Source organism: Stenotrophomonas sp. CS3K5 (assembly GCF_059515225.1).
Genome location: NZ_JCAKRX010000001.1, coordinates 146513 through 162557, shown reverse-complemented (window position 1 = coordinate 162557; position 16045 = coordinate 146513). Strand labels below are relative to the sequence as shown.

16 protein-coding genes are annotated in these 16045 nt (G+C 67.0%); 12 read left to right on the top strand and 4 right to left on the bottom strand.

Translation table 11 applies throughout. The features are described 5' to 3' along the window. The first annotated feature begins 16 nt into the window (after window positions 1–16). The 7 genes from rpsP (at window position 17) to AC5YGJ_RS00690 (ending at window position 3579) form a co-directional block, all read left to right on the top strand. Window positions 17–277 (top strand): 30S ribosomal protein S16, encoded by a 261-nt coding sequence (gene rpsP, locus AC5YGJ_RS00720; protein ID WP_005415733.1) that lies wholly within the window; start codon window positions 17–19, stop codon window positions 275–277. Window positions 278–321: 44 nt separating this feature from the next. After that, window positions 322–834 (top strand): ribosome maturation factor RimM, encoded by a 513-nt coding sequence (rimM, locus tag AC5YGJ_RS00715; protein WP_049431209.1) that lies wholly within the window; start codon window positions 322–324, stop codon window positions 832–834. A gap of 8 nt (window positions 835–842) precedes the next feature. Next, a complete protein-coding gene (gene trmD, locus AC5YGJ_RS00710; RefSeq protein WP_249844895.1) occupies window positions 843–1601 on the top strand; it encodes a tRNA (guanosine(37)-N1)-methyltransferase TrmD in 759 nt (252 codons plus the stop codon). Window positions 1602–1754: 153 nt separating this feature from the next. Next, window positions 1755–2156: a 50S ribosomal protein L19 gene (gene rplS / locus AC5YGJ_RS00705; RefSeq protein WP_005408597.1), complete on the top strand. Its 402-nt coding sequence runs from the start codon at window positions 1755–1757 to the stop codon at window positions 2154–2156. 82 nt (window positions 2157–2238) lie between these two features. After that, window positions 2239–2619, top strand: coding sequence for a DUF6404 family protein (locus tag AC5YGJ_RS00700; protein WP_249844667.1), 381 nt, complete (start codon window positions 2239–2241; stop codon window positions 2617–2619). Window positions 2620–2698: 79 nt separating this feature from the next. After that, window positions 2699–3133 (top strand): DUF1801 domain-containing protein, encoded by a 435-nt coding sequence (locus tag AC5YGJ_RS00695; RefSeq protein WP_496185435.1) that lies wholly within the window; start codon window positions 2699–2701, stop codon window positions 3131–3133. Between the two features lie 38 nt (window positions 3134–3171). Then, window positions 3172–3579, top strand: a complete 408-nt coding sequence (locus tag AC5YGJ_RS00690; RefSeq protein ID WP_496185434.1) for a DUF1801 domain-containing protein — start codon at window positions 3172–3174, stop codon at window positions 3577–3579. A 19-nt stretch (window positions 3580–3598) separates the two neighbouring features. Here the strand turns inward: AC5YGJ_RS00690 and AC5YGJ_RS00685 are convergent, their stop codons facing one another. Continuing rightward, entirely contained in the window at window positions 3599–5059 is a 1461-nt protein-coding gene (locus AC5YGJ_RS00685; protein WP_107230243.1) for an MATE family efflux transporter, read from the bottom strand. Between the two features lie 62 nt (window positions 5060–5121). Between AC5YGJ_RS00685 and AC5YGJ_RS00680 the strand changes: the two genes are divergently transcribed. The 3 genes from AC5YGJ_RS00680 (at window position 5122) to AC5YGJ_RS00670 (ending at window position 7050) form a co-directional block, all read left to right on the top strand. After that, complete coding sequence (locus AC5YGJ_RS00680) at window positions 5122–5361, top strand: hypothetical protein (protein ID WP_309337309.1); 240 nt, start codon at window positions 5122–5124, stop codon at window positions 5359–5361. 9 nt (window positions 5362–5370) lie between these two features. Beyond that, the gene (locus AC5YGJ_RS00675) at window positions 5371–5778 is read left to right on the top strand and encodes an RNA-binding S4 domain-containing protein (protein WP_496185433.1); all 408 of its coding nucleotides are present in this window, start codon (window positions 5371–5373) and stop codon (window positions 5776–5778) included. A gap of 78 nt (window positions 5779–5856) precedes the next feature. Further along, a complete protein-coding gene (locus AC5YGJ_RS00670; RefSeq protein ID WP_496185432.1) occupies window positions 5857–7050 on the top strand; it encodes a glycoside hydrolase family 5 protein in 1194 nt (397 codons plus the stop codon). Between the two features lie 136 nt (window positions 7051–7186). Here the strand turns inward: AC5YGJ_RS00670 and katG are convergent, their stop codons facing one another. The 3 genes from katG to mutS all read right to left on the bottom strand — a co-directional run bounded on the left by katG (window position 7187) and on the right by mutS (window position 12892). Further along, window positions 7187–9424, bottom strand: coding sequence for a catalase/peroxidase HPI (gene katG / locus AC5YGJ_RS00665; protein ID WP_496185431.1), 2238 nt, complete (start codon window positions 9422–9424; stop codon window positions 7187–7189). 142 nt (window positions 9425–9566) lie between these two features. Then, window positions 9567–10166 (bottom strand): DUF937 domain-containing protein, encoded by a 600-nt coding sequence (locus AC5YGJ_RS00660; RefSeq protein WP_496185430.1) that lies wholly within the window; start codon window positions 10164–10166, stop codon window positions 9567–9569. A 134-nt stretch (window positions 10167–10300) separates the two neighbouring features. After that, entirely contained in the window at window positions 10301–12892 is a 2592-nt protein-coding gene (gene mutS / locus AC5YGJ_RS00655) for a DNA mismatch repair protein MutS (RefSeq protein ID WP_496185429.1), read from the bottom strand. 365 nt (window positions 12893–13257) lie between these two features. Here mutS and AC5YGJ_RS00650 point away from each other — a divergent pair, with 365 nt between their 5' ends. Both AC5YGJ_RS00650 and AC5YGJ_RS00645 read left to right on the top strand, forming a co-directional pair. After that, window positions 13258–15480: a methyl-accepting chemotaxis protein gene (locus AC5YGJ_RS00650; RefSeq protein WP_496185428.1), complete on the top strand. Its 2223-nt coding sequence runs from the start codon at window positions 13258–13260 to the stop codon at window positions 15478–15480. A 165-nt stretch (window positions 15481–15645) separates the two neighbouring features. Further along, complete coding sequence (locus AC5YGJ_RS00645; RefSeq protein ID WP_014646414.1) at window positions 15646–16014, top strand: glycine zipper 2TM domain-containing protein; 369 nt, start codon at window positions 15646–15648, stop codon at window positions 16012–16014. The last annotated feature ends 31 nt before the right edge of the window (window positions 16015–16045 follow it).

Sequence of the window (16045 nt, the reverse complement as noted above, 5' to 3'; positions counted from 1 at the left end):
CAATAGGAAAAACACCATGGTCAAGATTCGACTGACCCGCGGCGGCGCCAAGAAGCGTCCGTTCTACCACATCATCGTCACCGACGTGCGCAGCGCGCGCGACGGCCGCAACATCGAGCGCGTTGGCTTCTACAACCCGGTCGCCCAGGGCGCCGAGAAGCGCATCGAGCTGGACCTGGCCCGCGTTGACCATTGGGTCAAGAACGGCGCTCAGCCGACCGACAAGGTCCGCAACCTGATCAAGGAAGCGACCAAGTCCCAGGCCGCTGCGGCCTGATCCTGACGGGCCACGCTTCGGCGTGGCCCTCTTGGTTGAAGCAGATGAAAGATATCGAGCGCCGCATCCTGCTGGGCAGGGTTGTCGGCGCTTTTGGTGTGCGCGGCGAGATCAAGCTCGAGTCCTGGACCGAGCCACGTTCCGCCATTTTCCGTTACCAGCCGTGGATCGTGCGCAGCCCGTCCGGCGTGGAAACCACGATTGAAGGTGTGCGTGGCCGCGACAGCGGCAAGCACCTGGTCGCCCGTTTCCCCGGCGTTGAGGACCGTGATGCGGTCGAAGCGATGCGCGGCACCGAGATCTATGTGGCGCGCAGTGCCTTGCCGCCGCCGAAACCCGACGAATACTACTGGGTGGATCTGGAAGGCCTGGATGTGAAGACCACCGAGGGCGTTGCCCTGGGCCAGGTCTCGCATCTGTTCAGCACCGGCGCCAATGACGTGGTGGTGGTCCGCGGTGACCGCGAGCGGATGATTCCGTTCGTGCAGCCGGACTTCGTCAAGTCGGTCGACTTCGAGGCCAACCTGGTCGTGGTCGACTGGGATCCCGAGTTCTGAGTGTGAGCATGCGTTTCGACGTCATCACCCTGTTCCCCGAGTTCCTCGCCCAGTCCGCTGGACTGGGCGTGGTCGGGCGCGCGCAGGAGAAGGGGCTGTTCAGCCTGCATGGCTGGAACCCCCGTGATTACGCCGAAGGCAACTACCGCCGGGTGGATGACCGTCCGTTCGGTGGTGGCCCGGGCATGGTGATGCTGATCGAGCCGCTGCAGGCCTGCCTGCAGGCGATCCGCGAGGCCGATCCGACCCCGGCGCGGGTGATCTACCTCAGCCCACAGGGAGCGCCGTTGACCCAGGCCAAGGTGCGGGAACTGGCGGCACTGCCGCGCATGGTCCTGCTCTGCGGCCGTTATGAAGGCATCGACGAGCGTTTCCTGGGGGCCAACGTCGACGAGGAGATTTCCCTCGGCGACTACGTGCTGTCCGGTGGCGAACTGGGTGCGGCGGTGATCATCGACGCCGTGGCCCGCCTGCAGGACGGGGCCCTGAATGACGCCGAATCGGCGGCCCAGGACAGCTTCGAGGGGGACCTGGGCCTGCTCGACTGCCCGCACTACAGCCAGCCGGCCCAGCACCCGCTGGGTGACGTGCCGGACGTGCTGCGCTCGGGCAACCATGCGGCCATCGCCGCCTGGCGTCGCCAGCAGTCGCTGGTCCGTACCGCCGAGAGGCGCCCGGACCTGCTGGATGAACAGGCGCTGGGCAAGGCCGACCGCAAACTGCTGGAACAGGGCCGCCAGGCCCGGAAACAGAAGGCCAGCCCCTAGCGCAAGGCTGGCTTTATCGGCTATCATGGCCAATTCCCGTCGGCCCCGGCCGGCGTGCGCAGTACCCAAAACAAACGTGCAGCACAGTCCGGTGACTGCATGAGCCTACGTTGTCGATACGACACGCCCACCCGAACAAGAATCGGTGTAACCATGAGCAAGCTGAACAAGTCCATCGTCGCGGAATTCGAATCCGCCCAGATCACCCGTGAACTGCCGAAGTTCAGCCAGGGCGACACCGTTGTCGTCAACGTGAAGGTGAAGGAAGGCAGCCGCGAGCGCGTGCAGGCCTACGAAGGCGTTGTCATCGCCACCAAGAACGCCGGCCTGAACTCCTCGTTCACCGTGCGCAAGATCTCGCACGGCTACGGCGTCGAGCGCGTGTTCCAGACCCACAGCGCCATCATCGACTCGGTCGAAGTGAAGCGTCGTGGTAAGGTCCGCGCCGGCAAGCTGTACTACCTGCGTGGCCTGGAAGGCAAGGCTGCCCGCATCAAGGAAGACCTGGCTGCCGCTGCTGCCGCCAAGGCTGCCCGTCTGGCCGAAAAGGCCTGATAAACAACTTCGGTTGTTGCCGCGACGGCCACCTTCGGGTGGCCGTTTGCGTTTCCGGCATCGCATCGGCCACGATCAGGCGATGAACGACATCAATCCGCGCTATCCCGTCGTGATCCAGTCGGCGCTGCGCTTCCTCGACGGCAGGGGGCTGGCGCGTGCGCAGTCGGCGCCGCTGCTGCATCGCCTGCTGTGGCGCCTGGGCATTGTGCTGCCGCCGCCGATCCTGGCCGGTTTTGCGACCAACGCGCTGGTGCAGGGCCTGCTGTTCGGGCTGTTCTGGACCGCCCTGATGTGGCTGATGCTGTGGCAGGGCAGCGAGCGCCCGCTGGCGCTGCTGCTGGCGGCCGGCCTGTTGGCCGGCGTCCTGTTCGGTGTGGTGATGGCGGCGCTGATGCGGTCGCTGCGCCGCCACCGCAAGCTGCCGGACTGGCGGCAGTTCCGGACCCGGCGCGCGGACTGAGCCGATGGCGCGCCGCGCCGTGACCGCCAGGCGCGGACCGCGCTAGTCTGCAGCCTCATCCCGAGGGAGGTGCCGTGCGATGCCTGCCAAGCGAACCGCACCGGCCGCCGTGCCCACGCTGCTGTCCGGCGGCAACCCGCAGATCGCCAAGGGCGAGGGCGATGCTCCCGTGCAGGCTTATATCGCCGCGATGCCCGGCTGGAAGCGGCCGATCGGTGTGCAGCTGGATGCGCTGATCGGCCAGGCCGTGCCGGGCGTGCACAAAGCGGTGAAATGGAACTCGCCGATGTATGCGGTTGCGCCGGGCGCGGGCTGGTTCCTCAGCTTCCACTGCTTCACCCGCTACATCAAGGTGGCGTTCTTCCGCGGCACGACACTGACGCCGGTGCCGCCCGAGTCGTCACGCAGTGCCGACACCCGCTACCTGCACATCGCCGAAGATGCGCCGCTGGATGAAGCGCAGTTCCTCGACTGGGTGCGGCAGGCGGCCGCGCTGCCCGGCGAGCAGATGTAACCCCGACGTTCCCATCCCCTTGCCGACGAGAGCCCCCGATGGCCACCCATGCGCCCAACCCTGCCGATGCCGGCACACCGGCCGCCGAACTGATCGATGCACGGATTGCCGAGCTGGCTGACTGGCGCGGCGAAACACTGGCACGCGTGCGTGCGCTGATCCATGAAGCACTGCCGGACGTGCAGGAAACGTGGAAGTGGCGCGGCACGCCGGTGTGGGAGCAGGACGGCATCCTGTGCACCGGCGAAACCTACAAGCGGGCGGTGAAACTCACCTTCGCCCACGGCGCCGCGCTGCCGGACCCGAAGGGCCTGTTCAACGCCAGCCTGGACGGCAACACCCGGCGCGCAATCGACATCCATGAAGGCGCGATGCCCAATGCGCCTGCGTTGAAGGCCTTGCTGCGTGAAGCAGCGAAGTACAACGCGGCAAAGAAGAAGCGGTAGCGCCGGCCAGCGGCGGGCACTACCGTGGCGGTGCGGCATCCGGGTCGGCCACCGGCGAGGGCGGGCAGGCGGGGATTTCCGAGGGCGTGGCCAGCTCTTCGGCGTGCGACGGGGCGCCCATCATCTTTGCCTTGCGCCAACCGCCCCAACGGTAATAGGCCAGCGAGAGCAGCATCGAGACCAGCGAACTGACCGGGAAACTCCACCAGATCGCATCGGCGCCCCAGTAGGGCTGCAGCAGTTCGGCGAACGGCACGCGCACGCCCCATAGCGACGCAGCCAGGATCAGCAGCGGGGCGATCACCGCGCCGGTAGAGCGCACCACGCCGGAGATCACGAAGCTGACGCCGAAGAACAGGAACGAGCCGATCACCACGTGATTCAGGTGCCGGGCCGTCTCCAGCGCCTGGCTGGCCGGCGGCAGGAACAGGGCCAACAGCTGCCGGTCGAACACCACCAGCGGCAGGATCAGCGCACCGGTCAGCAGGAAGTTGAACAGCACGCCCTGGCGCGCGGTGCCGCGCACGCGGTCCCAGCGCTGCGCGCCGACGTTCTGCGCGGCCATCGACGAACAGGCGGCGCCGATCGCCATCGCCGGCATCTGCAGGTAGTTCCACAGCTGCAGCGCAGCGCCATAACCGGCGGCGGTGTCGGTGCCGTACTGGTTGACCATGGTCATCAACAGGATGATCGACAGCGAGATCAGCACCATCTGGAAGCCCATCGGCACGCCCTTCACCACCAGCGCCTTGAGGATGGTCAGGTCGAGCTTGAACAGGTGCATGTCGGCACGGCCCAGCCATAGGCTGTGGCGCTTGTGGCGCATGTACAGCAGCAGGCCGGCCAGTGACAGCGTCTGCGCGACCAGGGTGGCCCAGGCCGAGCCGGCGATGCCGAGCGCAGGCAGCGGGCCCACGCCGAAGATCAGCAGGGGGTTGAGCACGATGTCCAGGACCACCGACACCATCAGGAAGCGGAACGGCGTGCGCGAATCGCCGGCACCGCGCAGCGCGGCAGTAAGGAAGGCGAACGCATACAGCGTCGGCATCGCCAGGAAGATGATCTGCAGGTAGGCCTCGGCCAGGGGCAACGAGGCGGCCGGTGTGCCCATCGCGGCCAGCAGCGGGTGGGCCATGAACCAGCCGGCGATGGCGATGATCACCGACAGCCCGATGAAGAACGTGGCGCTGGTGCCGACCACACGCCGCGCCTGGGCGATGTCGCGCGCACCCATGGCCTGGCCGATCAGGATGGTGGAGGCCATGCCGAAGCCGAACACCGAGCCGATCAGGAAGAACATGATGTTGTTGGCGTTCGCGGTGGCGGTCAGCGCCGCCTCGCCAAGGAAGCGCCCCACCCAGACCGCGTTCACCGAGCCGTTCAGCGACTGCGCGATGTTGCCTGCCAGGATCGGCAGGGAGAACAGCAGGAGACTGCGGCCGATCGGGCCGGAGGTCAGGTCAAGCGGCGCTTTGGCCATGGAGTGGTGATCGAATCCCGGGAGGCGCACACTAGCACCAAGCCGGTTTGCGGGATGTGGCAATGCATCAACGACTGCAGGTGACGTGGCGCGTAGTGCTGGCCTTGATCGGCGCCGTACTGGCCGCATGTTCGATGGACGACCGGTTGGGTGATACCCAGATCCGGCCGACCGACCGACCCGAATGCCTGGTGGGCAGCCAGCGCCAGGATCTGGCGTCCGGCGTGCGGCCCTTGATCGGTGGCACCGGCTGCCGTGTCGACCCGGACAATCCGCGTCCTTTGAACAAGCCACCGGAGTAGTTTCGCCCCATGCCCGAGCTTTCCCCGCTGTCGCCCAGTGTCCGCCTGGACATCTGGTTGTGGGCGGCCCGTTTCTTCAAGACCCGCAGCCTGGCCAAGCAGGCCATCGAAACCGGCAAGGTCAGCGTGGCCGGGCAGCGCCCGAAATCCTCGCGCGCGGTGCGCGTGGGCGAGCAGCTGCAGGTGGATCGCGGCGAGGAGCATTTCGAGATCCGGGTGCTGGGCCTGAGCGATCAGCGCGGCCCGGCACCGGTGGCGCAGCAGCTGTATGCCGAGAGCGAGGCCTCCAGGGCCCGGCGCGCCGAACAGCGGGCGCTGCGCATGGCCGCTCGTGACGGGTTCCAGCCGCCGGAGCACAAGCCGGACAAGCGTGCGCGGCGATTGATCCGCGCCCTGGGTGACATCGACGCGCTGTGACGCGCCGGCAGGGTTCCGGTCAGCCATCATTGGGTCTGCATCGGGCAGGGTCGGGTGTTCCTGTCATGGAAGATCGCCATGTTGCTGCGCCATTGCCTGTTGTGCCTGCCCCTCGCCACCGCTGCCCCGGTGTTCGCCGCCGACATCACCTTCTGGGATACGCCGCAGCGCGGTGGCAACAGCTTCAACGAGAACCCGCCTGACCGTGCCTACTTCCAGGCGCTGCGGGATACCGGCGCGACCTGGGTCCGGCTGAGCCCGGACAAGTGGAAAAGTGCCGGCGGCCGCGACTTCCTGATGGGCGATGCCGATCGCTATCAGGGGCTGGTGCAGGCCGACGTGGCCATCCTGCGGCGTGCGCTGGATGACGCCAATGCCTCGGGCCTGAAGGTGGTACTGGTGCCGTTGTCGCTGCCCCTGCTGCGCTGGAAGCAGAAGAACAATGGCGTGGTCGACCAGCGGCTGTGGCAGTCGATGGACAACCATCTGCCTGCGCAGCGCTTCTGGCATGACCTGGCCACGGCATTGAAGGGGCATCCCGCGCTGGCGGCCTACAATCTGATCAATGAGCCGGTGCCGGAGTACGGTGCAGGCCTGGCCGAACATGCCTCGACCGATGCCATGCGGCAGTGGTATGCCGGTGTGCAGGACGGTCCGCGCGATCTGCGCCGCTTCTACTCGGCGCTGATCGCCAGCATCCGCGAGGTCGATGCGGACATGCCGTTGATGCTGGATGCGGGCTGGTATGCCGCCGCCGATGGATTCAACTACTGGCCAGCGCCGTTGGCCGATACCCGGCTGCTCTACAGCGTGCACATGTACGAGCCGTATGCGGCGACCAGTGCGCCGAACCAGAAGCGCGCCACGCCGTACCGGTATCCGGGCCTGGTGCCGTTCGGTGAGCACAGTGAACGCTGGGATGCCGCGCGCGTGCAGGCGTACCTGCAGCAGCCGATGAACTGGGCCAGGACCCACGGCATCGGCGCCAACCGCATGGTAATCGGTGAGTTCGGCTGCATGCGGCGCTGGCCGGACTGTGCCCGCTATATGCGCGACGTGCTGGCCGTGGCCGAGCAGCAGCGGGTTCACTGGGCCTTCTACGCTTTCCGCGAAGACGGTTGGGACGGCATGGACTATGAGCTGGGCGACACGGCGCTGCCGGGCTCGTACTGGCAGGCGGTGGAGAAGGGTGAGCCTGTGCAGCCACCGCGTTCGATGCAGGCGCCGCTGTTCGCGCCGATCCTGCAACGGTTGAAAGACGGGGCGCGTTGAGAACGCCGTCGCTGCGCCGCATGCCAACCAAGGTTGGCATCTACCGGGTCATGGCCGCCGTCGGATCGCTCTGGTAGTCGCCCACCTTGGTGGGCGATTGGGTGTGCCAACCCAGGTTGGCACCTACCGAGGCACGTCAACCGTGCAGGTCGTAGCGGTCCAGCTCCATCACCCGGGTCCAGGCGGCGATGAAATCCTGCACGAACTTCTTCTCGCCATCGGCGCTGGCATAGACCTCGGCCAGTGCGCGCAGCACCGCATTGGAACCGAACACCAGGTCGGCGCGGGTACCGGTCCAGCGTGCAGCACCGTCGTTGCGGTCACGGCCTTCGTAGCTTTCACGGCCGGTGGCCTTCCACTGCGTGCCCATGTCCAGCAGGTTGACGAAGAAGTCGTTGCTGAGCGTGCCCGGGCGCGCGGTGAACACGCCGTGCTTGCCGCCGTCGGCATTGGCACCTAGCACGCGCAGGCCGCCGACCAGTGCGGTCATCTCCGGCGCGGTCAGCGTAAGCAGCTGTGCCTTGTCGATCAGCAGCGCCTCACCCGGCACGCTGTAGGCGCCCTTCAGGTAATTGCGGAAGCCATCGGCGGCCGGTTCCAGCACCGCGAACGATTCGACATCGGTCTGTTCCTGGCTGGCATCGGTGCGGCCCGGGGTGAACGGCACGCTGACCTCATGACCACCGGCCTTGGCGGCCTGTTCGACACCCACGCCACCGGCCAGCACGATCAGATCGGCCAGTGAGACGTGCTTGCCGCCGGCATTGAAGCTGGCCTGCACCTTCTCCAGCGCGGCCAGCACCTTGGCCAGCTGCTGCGGCTGGTTCACCGCCCAGTCCTTCTGCGGCGCCAGGCGGATGCGTGCACCATTGGCGCCGCCGCGCTTGTCCGAACCACGGAAGGTCGAGGCCGACGCCCATGCGGTGGAGACCAGCTCGGCTACGCTCAGGCCCGCTGCGGCGATCTGCTGCTTCAGTGCGGCGATGTCCCTGGCATCGATCAGCGGGTGCTGTGCTTCCGGCAGCGGGTCCTGCCAGATGAACTGTTCGGCGGGAATTTCCGGGCCGAGGTAACGCGCGCGCGGGCCCATGTCGCGGTGGGTCAGCTTGAACCAGGCGCGGGCGAAGGCATCGGCGAAGGCCTGCGGCTCGGCGAGGAAACGGCGCGAGATCTTTTCGTAGGCCGGATCCATGCGCAGTGACAGGTCGGTGGTGAGCATGGTGGGGCGGTGCTTCTTCGACGGATCGTGCGCGTCGGGAATCACCGCGTCGGCATTCTTGGCCACCCACTGGTGCGCACCGGCCGGGCTCTTGCTCAGTTCCCACTCGTTGCCGAACAGGATTTCGAAGAAGTCGTGGCTCCACTGCGCCGGGGTACGCGTCCAGGTCACTTCCAGGCCGCTGGTGATGGCATCGCCGCCCTTGCCGCTGCCGAAGCTGTTGGCCCAGCCCAGCCCCTGGTTTTCCAGGCCGGCGGCTTCGGGTTCCTTGCCGACGTTGTCGGCCGGGCCGGCACCGTGGGTCTTGCCGAAGCTGTGGCCACCGGCGATCAGCGCGACGGTCTCCTCGTCGTCCATGGCCATGCGGCCGAAGGTATCGCGGATGTCATGCGCGGCCAGCACCGGATCCGGGTTGCCATCCGGGCCTTCCGGATTGACGTAGATCAGGCCCATCTGCACCGCAGCCAGCGGGTTTTCCAGCTTGCGCGAGTGCACGTCGCCATCGGCGTCGTCATCGGACACCAGCACGCCATGGTTCTCTTCAACGCCTTCCGAGCCATGCTTGTAGCGCACGTCGCCGCCCAGCCAGGTGGTCTCGCGGCCCCAGTAGACATCCTGGTCCGGCTCCCAGGTGTCGGGGCGGCCGCCGGCGAAGCCCAACGTCTTGAACCCCATCGATTCCAGCGCGACGTTGCCGGTGAGGATGAGCAGATCGGCCCAGGAAATGGCCTGGCCGTACTTCTGCTTGATCGGCCACAGCAGGCGCCGGGCCTTGTCCAGGCTGACATTGTCCGGCCAGCTGTTGAGCGGTGCGAAGCGTTGCTGGCCACGGCCGCCGCCGCCACGGCCGTCGCCGATGCGGTAGGTGCCGGCACTGTGCCAGGCCATGCGGATGAACAGGCCACCGTAGTGCCCGAAGTCAGCCGGCCACCAGTCCTGCGAATCGGTCATCAGCGCCTTCAGGTCCGCCTTCAGCGCAGCGTAGTCCAGCCCCTTGAACGCCTTGGCGTAATCGAAGCCGGCATCGAGCGGGTTGGAGCGCGCCGAATGCTGGTTGAGCAGGTCCACGCGCAACTGGTTCGGCCACCAGTCGCGGTTGGTCGTCGCGTCGCCGATGACGGCATGGTTGAACGGGCACTTCGCTTCGCTTTTCATGGGTCTCTACCTGTGGACTGGCGAAAGGTGGAATCGGGGGAGGCCTGACCACCATAGGCGGCGCCTACCGATGGGTAAATTCGATTGATTCAACCGCTGCGATAGTGGATGCCTATAGATGGCCGCGCTCGCCTGTGCGTGATCAGCGCTTGAGCAGGCCCGCGCCCAGCTTCATCAGATCGCTGGCTCCGAACTGGCCGTCGCCGTCCTGGTCCAGTACTCCGCCGAGCAGGCTGCCGATGCCGCCGGACTGTTGCGTTTCCTGGCCCAGTGCCTGGCTCAGCTGGCCTGCGTTGCCGCCCTGGGCGAAGCGTTGGGCCAGGAAGGACATCACGATGGGGGCGAGGATCGCCAGCAGCTTGCCCGAGGTGCCGCTGTCGAGGCCGGTCTTCTGCCCGAGCAGTTGTGCCGCCTGCGGTTGCTGGCCACCGAACACATGGCCGAGGATGCCGGCGCCATCGGTGGCGCCGCTGCCACCGCCGCCCATCACCGCGCCCAGGATGCCGCCCAGGTCGAAGCCGCCGCCACCGCTGTGGTCGCGCTGCAACGCGTTGAGCAGCGACTGCGCGCCCTGTGGCTCACTGGCGTTCTGCCCCATCGCGCCGAGCAGCAGGGGCAGGGCGCTGCCGACAGCCTGGGCGGTCTGGCTGCTGTCCAGGCCGAGTTGCTGGGACACCTGCTGCAGGCCTTGGCCCTGCTGCAGCTGCTGGAAGAGAGATGCAGCAAGCGATTCGGTGTTCATGGCAGTCTCCGTTCGGTGAAGGAAGGACTGCCCGAGCATAACGCCGGGTACACGACGGCAATGCGAAGGGTTCATGGCGCCCGGGCGGGCGCCGTGTCGACCGGTAGCGCCGGGCCATGCCTGGCGGCCCTGGGTTACAACAACGCCTTCAACCGGTACAGCGCTTCCAGCGCCTGCTTCGGGGTCAACTCGTCCGGATCGATCGCCGCCAGCGCTTCCTGCGCCTTGCTGGATGGCGCGCTGAACAGGCCAAACTGCTGCGGTGCGTCCAGTGCCTGCGGTGCCAGTTCGGCCGCGTGGCTTTCGCCGCCACGCTGTTCCAGCTCGGCCAGGCGACGACGCGCCTGCGCCACGGTCGCGCGCGGCAGGCCGGCCAGCGCCGCCACCTGCAGGCCGAAGCTGCGGTTGGCCGGGCCGTCCTTCACTGCGTGCATGAACACCAGCGCCTCGCCATGCTCGACCGCGTCCAGGTGCACGTTGGCAATGCCGCTGCGGCCGCCCTCGTGCTGTTCGTCGGCCAGCGCGGTCAGTTCGAAGTAGTGGGTGGCAAACAGCGTGTAGCAGCGGTTCTGGTAGGCCAGGTGGCGCGCCACCGCGTCGGCCAGCGCCAGGCCGTCATAGGTGGAGGTGCCACGGCCGATCTCGTCCATCAGCACCAGCGAGTGCGCGGTGGCGTGGTGCAGGATGTAGCTGGTTTCGGCCATTTCCACCATGAAGGTGGATTGCCCGCGCGCCAGGTCGTCGCCGGCGCCGATGCGGGTGAGGATGCGGTCGATCGGGCCGATCAACGCGCGGCTGGCCGGCACGAAGCTGCCGATGTGGGCCAGCAGCACGATCAGCGCGTTCTGCCGCATGTAGGTGGATTTACCGCCCATGTTCGGGCCGGTGATGACCAGCATGCGACGGTCTGGATGCAGGTCCAGATCGTTGGGTTCGAACGGCTGTTCGCGCACCGCCTCGACCACCGGGTGGCGGCCGCGTTCGATTTTCAGGCAGGGCTCGGCCTGCAGTTCCGGGCGTGCCCAGTCCAGCGCCTGTGCGCGCTCGGCGAAGGCGGCCAGCACGTCCAGTTCGCTCAGCGCCGCCGCACACTGCTTCAGCGGTTCCAGCTGGCTGCCCAGCGTGTCGAGCAGTTGTTCGTAGAGGTACTTCTCGCGCGACAACGAACGGTCGCGCGCGGACAGCACCTTGTCTTCGAACGCTTTCAGTTCTTCGGTGATGTAGCGCTCGGCATTGGTCAACGTCTGCCGGCGGGTGTAGTGCACCGGCGCGCGCTCGGACTGGCCCTTGCTGATTTCGATGTAGTAGCCGTGCACGCGGTTGTAGCCCACCTTCAGGGTGGGAATGCCGCTGCTTTCGCGTTCGCGCTGTTCCAGGTCGACCAGGAACTGGTCGGCGTGGGTCGACAGCCGGCGCAGTTCGTCCAGTTCCTCGTCGAAGCCATCAGCCAGCACGCCGCCATCGCTCAGCTTCAGCGGTGGCATTTCGGCAATCGCGCTCGCCAGCAGCTGCGCGCATTCGTCGTGCTCGCCCAGCGCGGCGTGCAGGGTCTGCAGGCGCGGCGAATCCAGCGGTGCCAGCACCTCGCGCACAGCCGGCAGCAGGCCCAGGCCATCACGCAGGGTGGAGAAGTCGCGCGGGCGCGCCGAGCGCAGTGCAACGCGGGTGAGGATGCGCTCCAGATCACCCAGGCGGCGGAACTGCTCGCGGATGTCGGCGTCGCCGCCGCGATCAATCAGGGTTTCCACGGCGTGATGGCGCTGCACCAGCACCTCGCGCAGGCGCAGCGGACGATGCAGCCAGCGCCGCAGCAGCCGCCCGCCCATCGGCGTGACCGTGCTGTCGAGCACGCCCAGCAGGGTGTTGCGGGTATCGCCGTCGACGCGCGTATCCAGCTCCAGGTGGCGGCGGGTAGCGGCGTTCATCGCGATTGCCTCGCCGGCGGTTTCCATCGCGATCGAGGTCAGGTGCGGCAGGCGCTGCTTCTGGGTTTCCTCCACATAGCCCAGCAGGGCGCCGGCGGCGGCGGTGGCGCGCGGCTTGTCGTCGATGCCGAAACCGCTCAGGTCATGCAGCTTGAAGAAGGCCAGCAGCTGGCGGCGGCCGCTGTCGGCGTCGAACAGCCACGGTGCGCGGCGGCGCACGCCGGTGCGCTGGCGCAGGAACTCCGGCCAGTTCTCTTCGTCAGGCACCAGCAGTTCGGCCGGCTCCAGGCGCGCCAGTTCGGCTTCCAGCGCGTCGTCGGTCTCCACTTCGTTGACCAGGAAGCGACCACCGGCCAGGTCGGCCCAGGCCAGGCCGTAGCCCTGGCGGGTACGCGACAGGGCCATCAGCAGGGTGTCGCGGCGCTCGTCCAGCAGCGCCTCGTCGGTGACCGTGCCGGGGGTGACGATGCGCACTACCTTGCGTTCGACCAGCCCCTTGGCCAGCGCCGGATCGCCGATCTGCTCGCAGATGGCCACCGACTCGCCCAGCGCCACCAGCCGCGCCAGATAGCCTTCGTAGGCATGCACCGGCACACCGGCCATCGGGATCGGCGCGCCGCCGGAACTGCCGCGCTGGGTCAGGGTGATGTCGAGCAGGCGCGCGGCCTTGCGTGCATCGTCGTAGAACAGCTCGTAGAAGTCGCCCATGCGGAAGAACAGCAGCAGGTCCGGGTAGTCGGACTTGGCTGCGAAGAACTGCTTCATCAGCGGGGTGTGTTCGGCGGACTTGTCTTTGGACATGGGACTCGTGGATCGGGGCATCCGGCCGCGCCGGAAGGCTGCGGCGGCGGAGCAGGGACAGGGCCGTCCATGGTAACTGCTGGGGCACCCGGGTGCCGGTACCGATGCCGGGCCACAAGGTGCATCAGCCGCTGCCGGTGCGATCTGCCGAGGGCGGGTGGGCCCCTCCACGGCGATCGCCCGTCGGGGATTCCCGGTATCCGTCTCAAGGGTATTAACTGGCATTATGAATGCGGGTATCAGGGGTATTTCCCAGGCCGCTTCGCACAGTTCAGGATATTCTTGAAGGTATATGAAGAAAATCTCTTAAAGATTCTCCCGGTCACGCCGCCATCGATCGTACGGCCATGATCAAGGGAATTGAGATGCTCGCCTTACGCAACCTCCGTGTGGGTTCCCGGCTGGGTGCCGGGTTTGGTCTGCTGCTCCTGTTCATCCTGGCCATCGTCGGCCTGGTGCTGTACGGAAATCACCTCAAGTCCGCCCAGTTCGAAAAGGTGGTGGACGTGAACATGGTGAAGATGCGGCTGTTGAACGACATGCTCGATACCAACAACGCGATGCTGATGCACCGGCGGTTGATGGTGATCAAGCGCGGCGAGGATTTCGACAAGGATTATCAGCAGGCCCTGCAGCTGTCGCATACCTACGACGGTATATGGGCACGTTACGTCAAGATTCCGCGCGACGCCACCGGAGATGCGCTGGTGGCGAAAATCGAGGCGGCGCGCAAGGCCACCGAGGTTTCCACCGGGCAGCTGCATGCACGCATGAAGGCCGGTGATTTCGACGGTGCCGCCCGCGAACTGCTGGCCGAGCATGGTCTGGCGACTGTGTGGAACGAATCCATTTCCGCGCTGCTGCGCCACCAGGAATCGCTGACCGCGCGCAGCCGCGAAGAGTATCGCGCCACCGAGGCCTGGACCGGCACGCTGTCGATGGTATTTGGCGCACTGAGCCTGCTGCTGGGGTCATTGGCGGCCTGGGCGATCACCCGCAGCCTGACCCGCCCGTTGGCCGGGGCGGTGAAGCTGGCCGACGGTATCGCCAGCGGACGCCTGGACACTGCCATCGACGCCTCGGGCAACGATGAGGTGACCCAGCTGCTGAAGTCGATGCAGCGCATGCAGGCCCAGGTGCAGGCGGTGATGGCGGCACAGGGCGAGCTGGCCCGCCAGCACGATGCGGGGAGTCTCAGCTATCGCATGGACGAGAGCGCGTTCCCGGGCGACTACGGACGCATGGTGCACGAGACCAATGCCCTGGTGGGCTCGCACGTACAGGTGCAGAACCGCTTGATCGAGGTGATGAAGCATTACGCGCGCGGTGACCTGTCGGTGGACATGGATCCATTGCCGGGCGAGAAGGCGGCGATCACCCAGGCCATGGACGAGACCAAGCGCAGCCTGTCGGCGATCAATGGCGAGATCCGCCGGCTGGCGACTGCAGCGGCCGCCGGCGATTTCAGCCAGCGCGGTGATGAAGCGCGCTTCTCCTACGAGTTTGGTGACATGGTGGCCGGGCTGAACCGGCTGATGCAGACCACCGACGAGAATCTGGTACAGGTCTCGACCCTGCTGCAGGCGATCTCGCGCGGCGACCTGACCGTGCGCATGGAAGGTGACTTCCATGGCGTGTTCGCGCGCATGCGGGACGACTGCAACGCCACCGTCGATCAGCTCAAGCAGATCGTCGGGCGCATCCAGTCCAGTGCATCGAGCATCACTCTGGCCGCAGGCGAGATCGCCGCCGGCAATACCGACCTGTCGCGGCGCACCGAGCAGCAGGCGGCCAACCTGGAAGAGACCGCCGCATCGATGGAGGAACTGACCTCCACCGTCAAGCAGAACGCCGAGCACGCGCGCCAGGCCAACCAGCTGGCCATCGGCGCGCATGGCGTGGCGACACAGGGCGGCGATGTGGTCGGCCAGGTGGTGACCACCATGTCCGCCATCGAAGCCGCTTCGAAGAAGATCGCCGAGATCATCAGCGTCATCGACGGCATCGCCTTCCAGACCAACATCCTGGCGTTGAACGCCGCAGTGGAAGCCGCGCGTGCCGGCGAGCAGGGTAGAGGCTTTGCGGTGGTGGCCAGCGAAGTGCGCACGCTGGCGCAGCGCTCGGCGGGGGCGGCCAAGGAGATCAAGGGGCTGATCGAGGATTCGGTGGGCAAGGTGGCCGATGGATCGGCACTGGTGCGTCAGGCCGGCACCACCATGGGCGAGATCGTGGCCTCGGTGCAGCGCGTGACCGACATCATGGCCGACATTTCCGCAGCCTCGCAGGAGCAGAGTTCGGGCATCGAGCAGGTCAACCAGGCGGTGGTGCAGATGGACGAGACCACGCAGCAGAATGCAGCGCTGGTGGAAGAAGCCAGTGCCGCCGCACGCTCGATGGCGGAGCAGGCCAACCTGCTGTCCGAGGCCGTGGCCGTGTTCCGTACGGGTGCGGTTGCTGCGGCCACATCGGTTCCGCGCGCGCTTGCCGCAGTGGCCGCCTCGATCGCGCCGGTGCGACGACCGGCGACGCTGTCGCCACGCATCGAGCAGACGTTGGCCGCCAATGCAGGTGGCTGGGAAGAGTTCTAGCGGTAGCGCATGCCGGCAGGGAGACGGCGCCCATCGCGATGGCTGATCGCGGTGGGCGCACCTTTGTTCCTGAACGCGCCATGGCCGATCAGGTGGCGGACACGCGCATTTCACTTCCGGTTGCCACCCCCGGGAGGAGACTTGCGACATACCGCAACCTTGGAGATGGCCATGAAGACCTCGACCCGATTGCTTGTGCTGGGCACGCTGCTGGCGGCATCGTCGGTGGCCGGCGCCCAGACCTATGGCCCGCGCGATGAGGGACGCCGTTTCAACGATGGCAGCCGCGTGGTCTGCAAGAACGTAGAAGTGCAGCGCAACTCGCGCGATCCCAACCGTATTGCCGGCACGGCGACCGGCGCGGTGATCGGTGGCCTGCTGGGCAACCAGGTGGGTGGCGGCAACGGCAAGAAGCTCGCCACCGTGGCCGGTGCCGTGGCCGGTGGTGCGGCGGGCCGGCAGATCCAGGGCAACAGCCAGCAGAAGAACGGCGACCGCGTGGTCGAACGCCGCTGCGAGCGCGTCTACCGCTGATTGCCTGTACCCGCGCAGCCCCTTCCGCAGT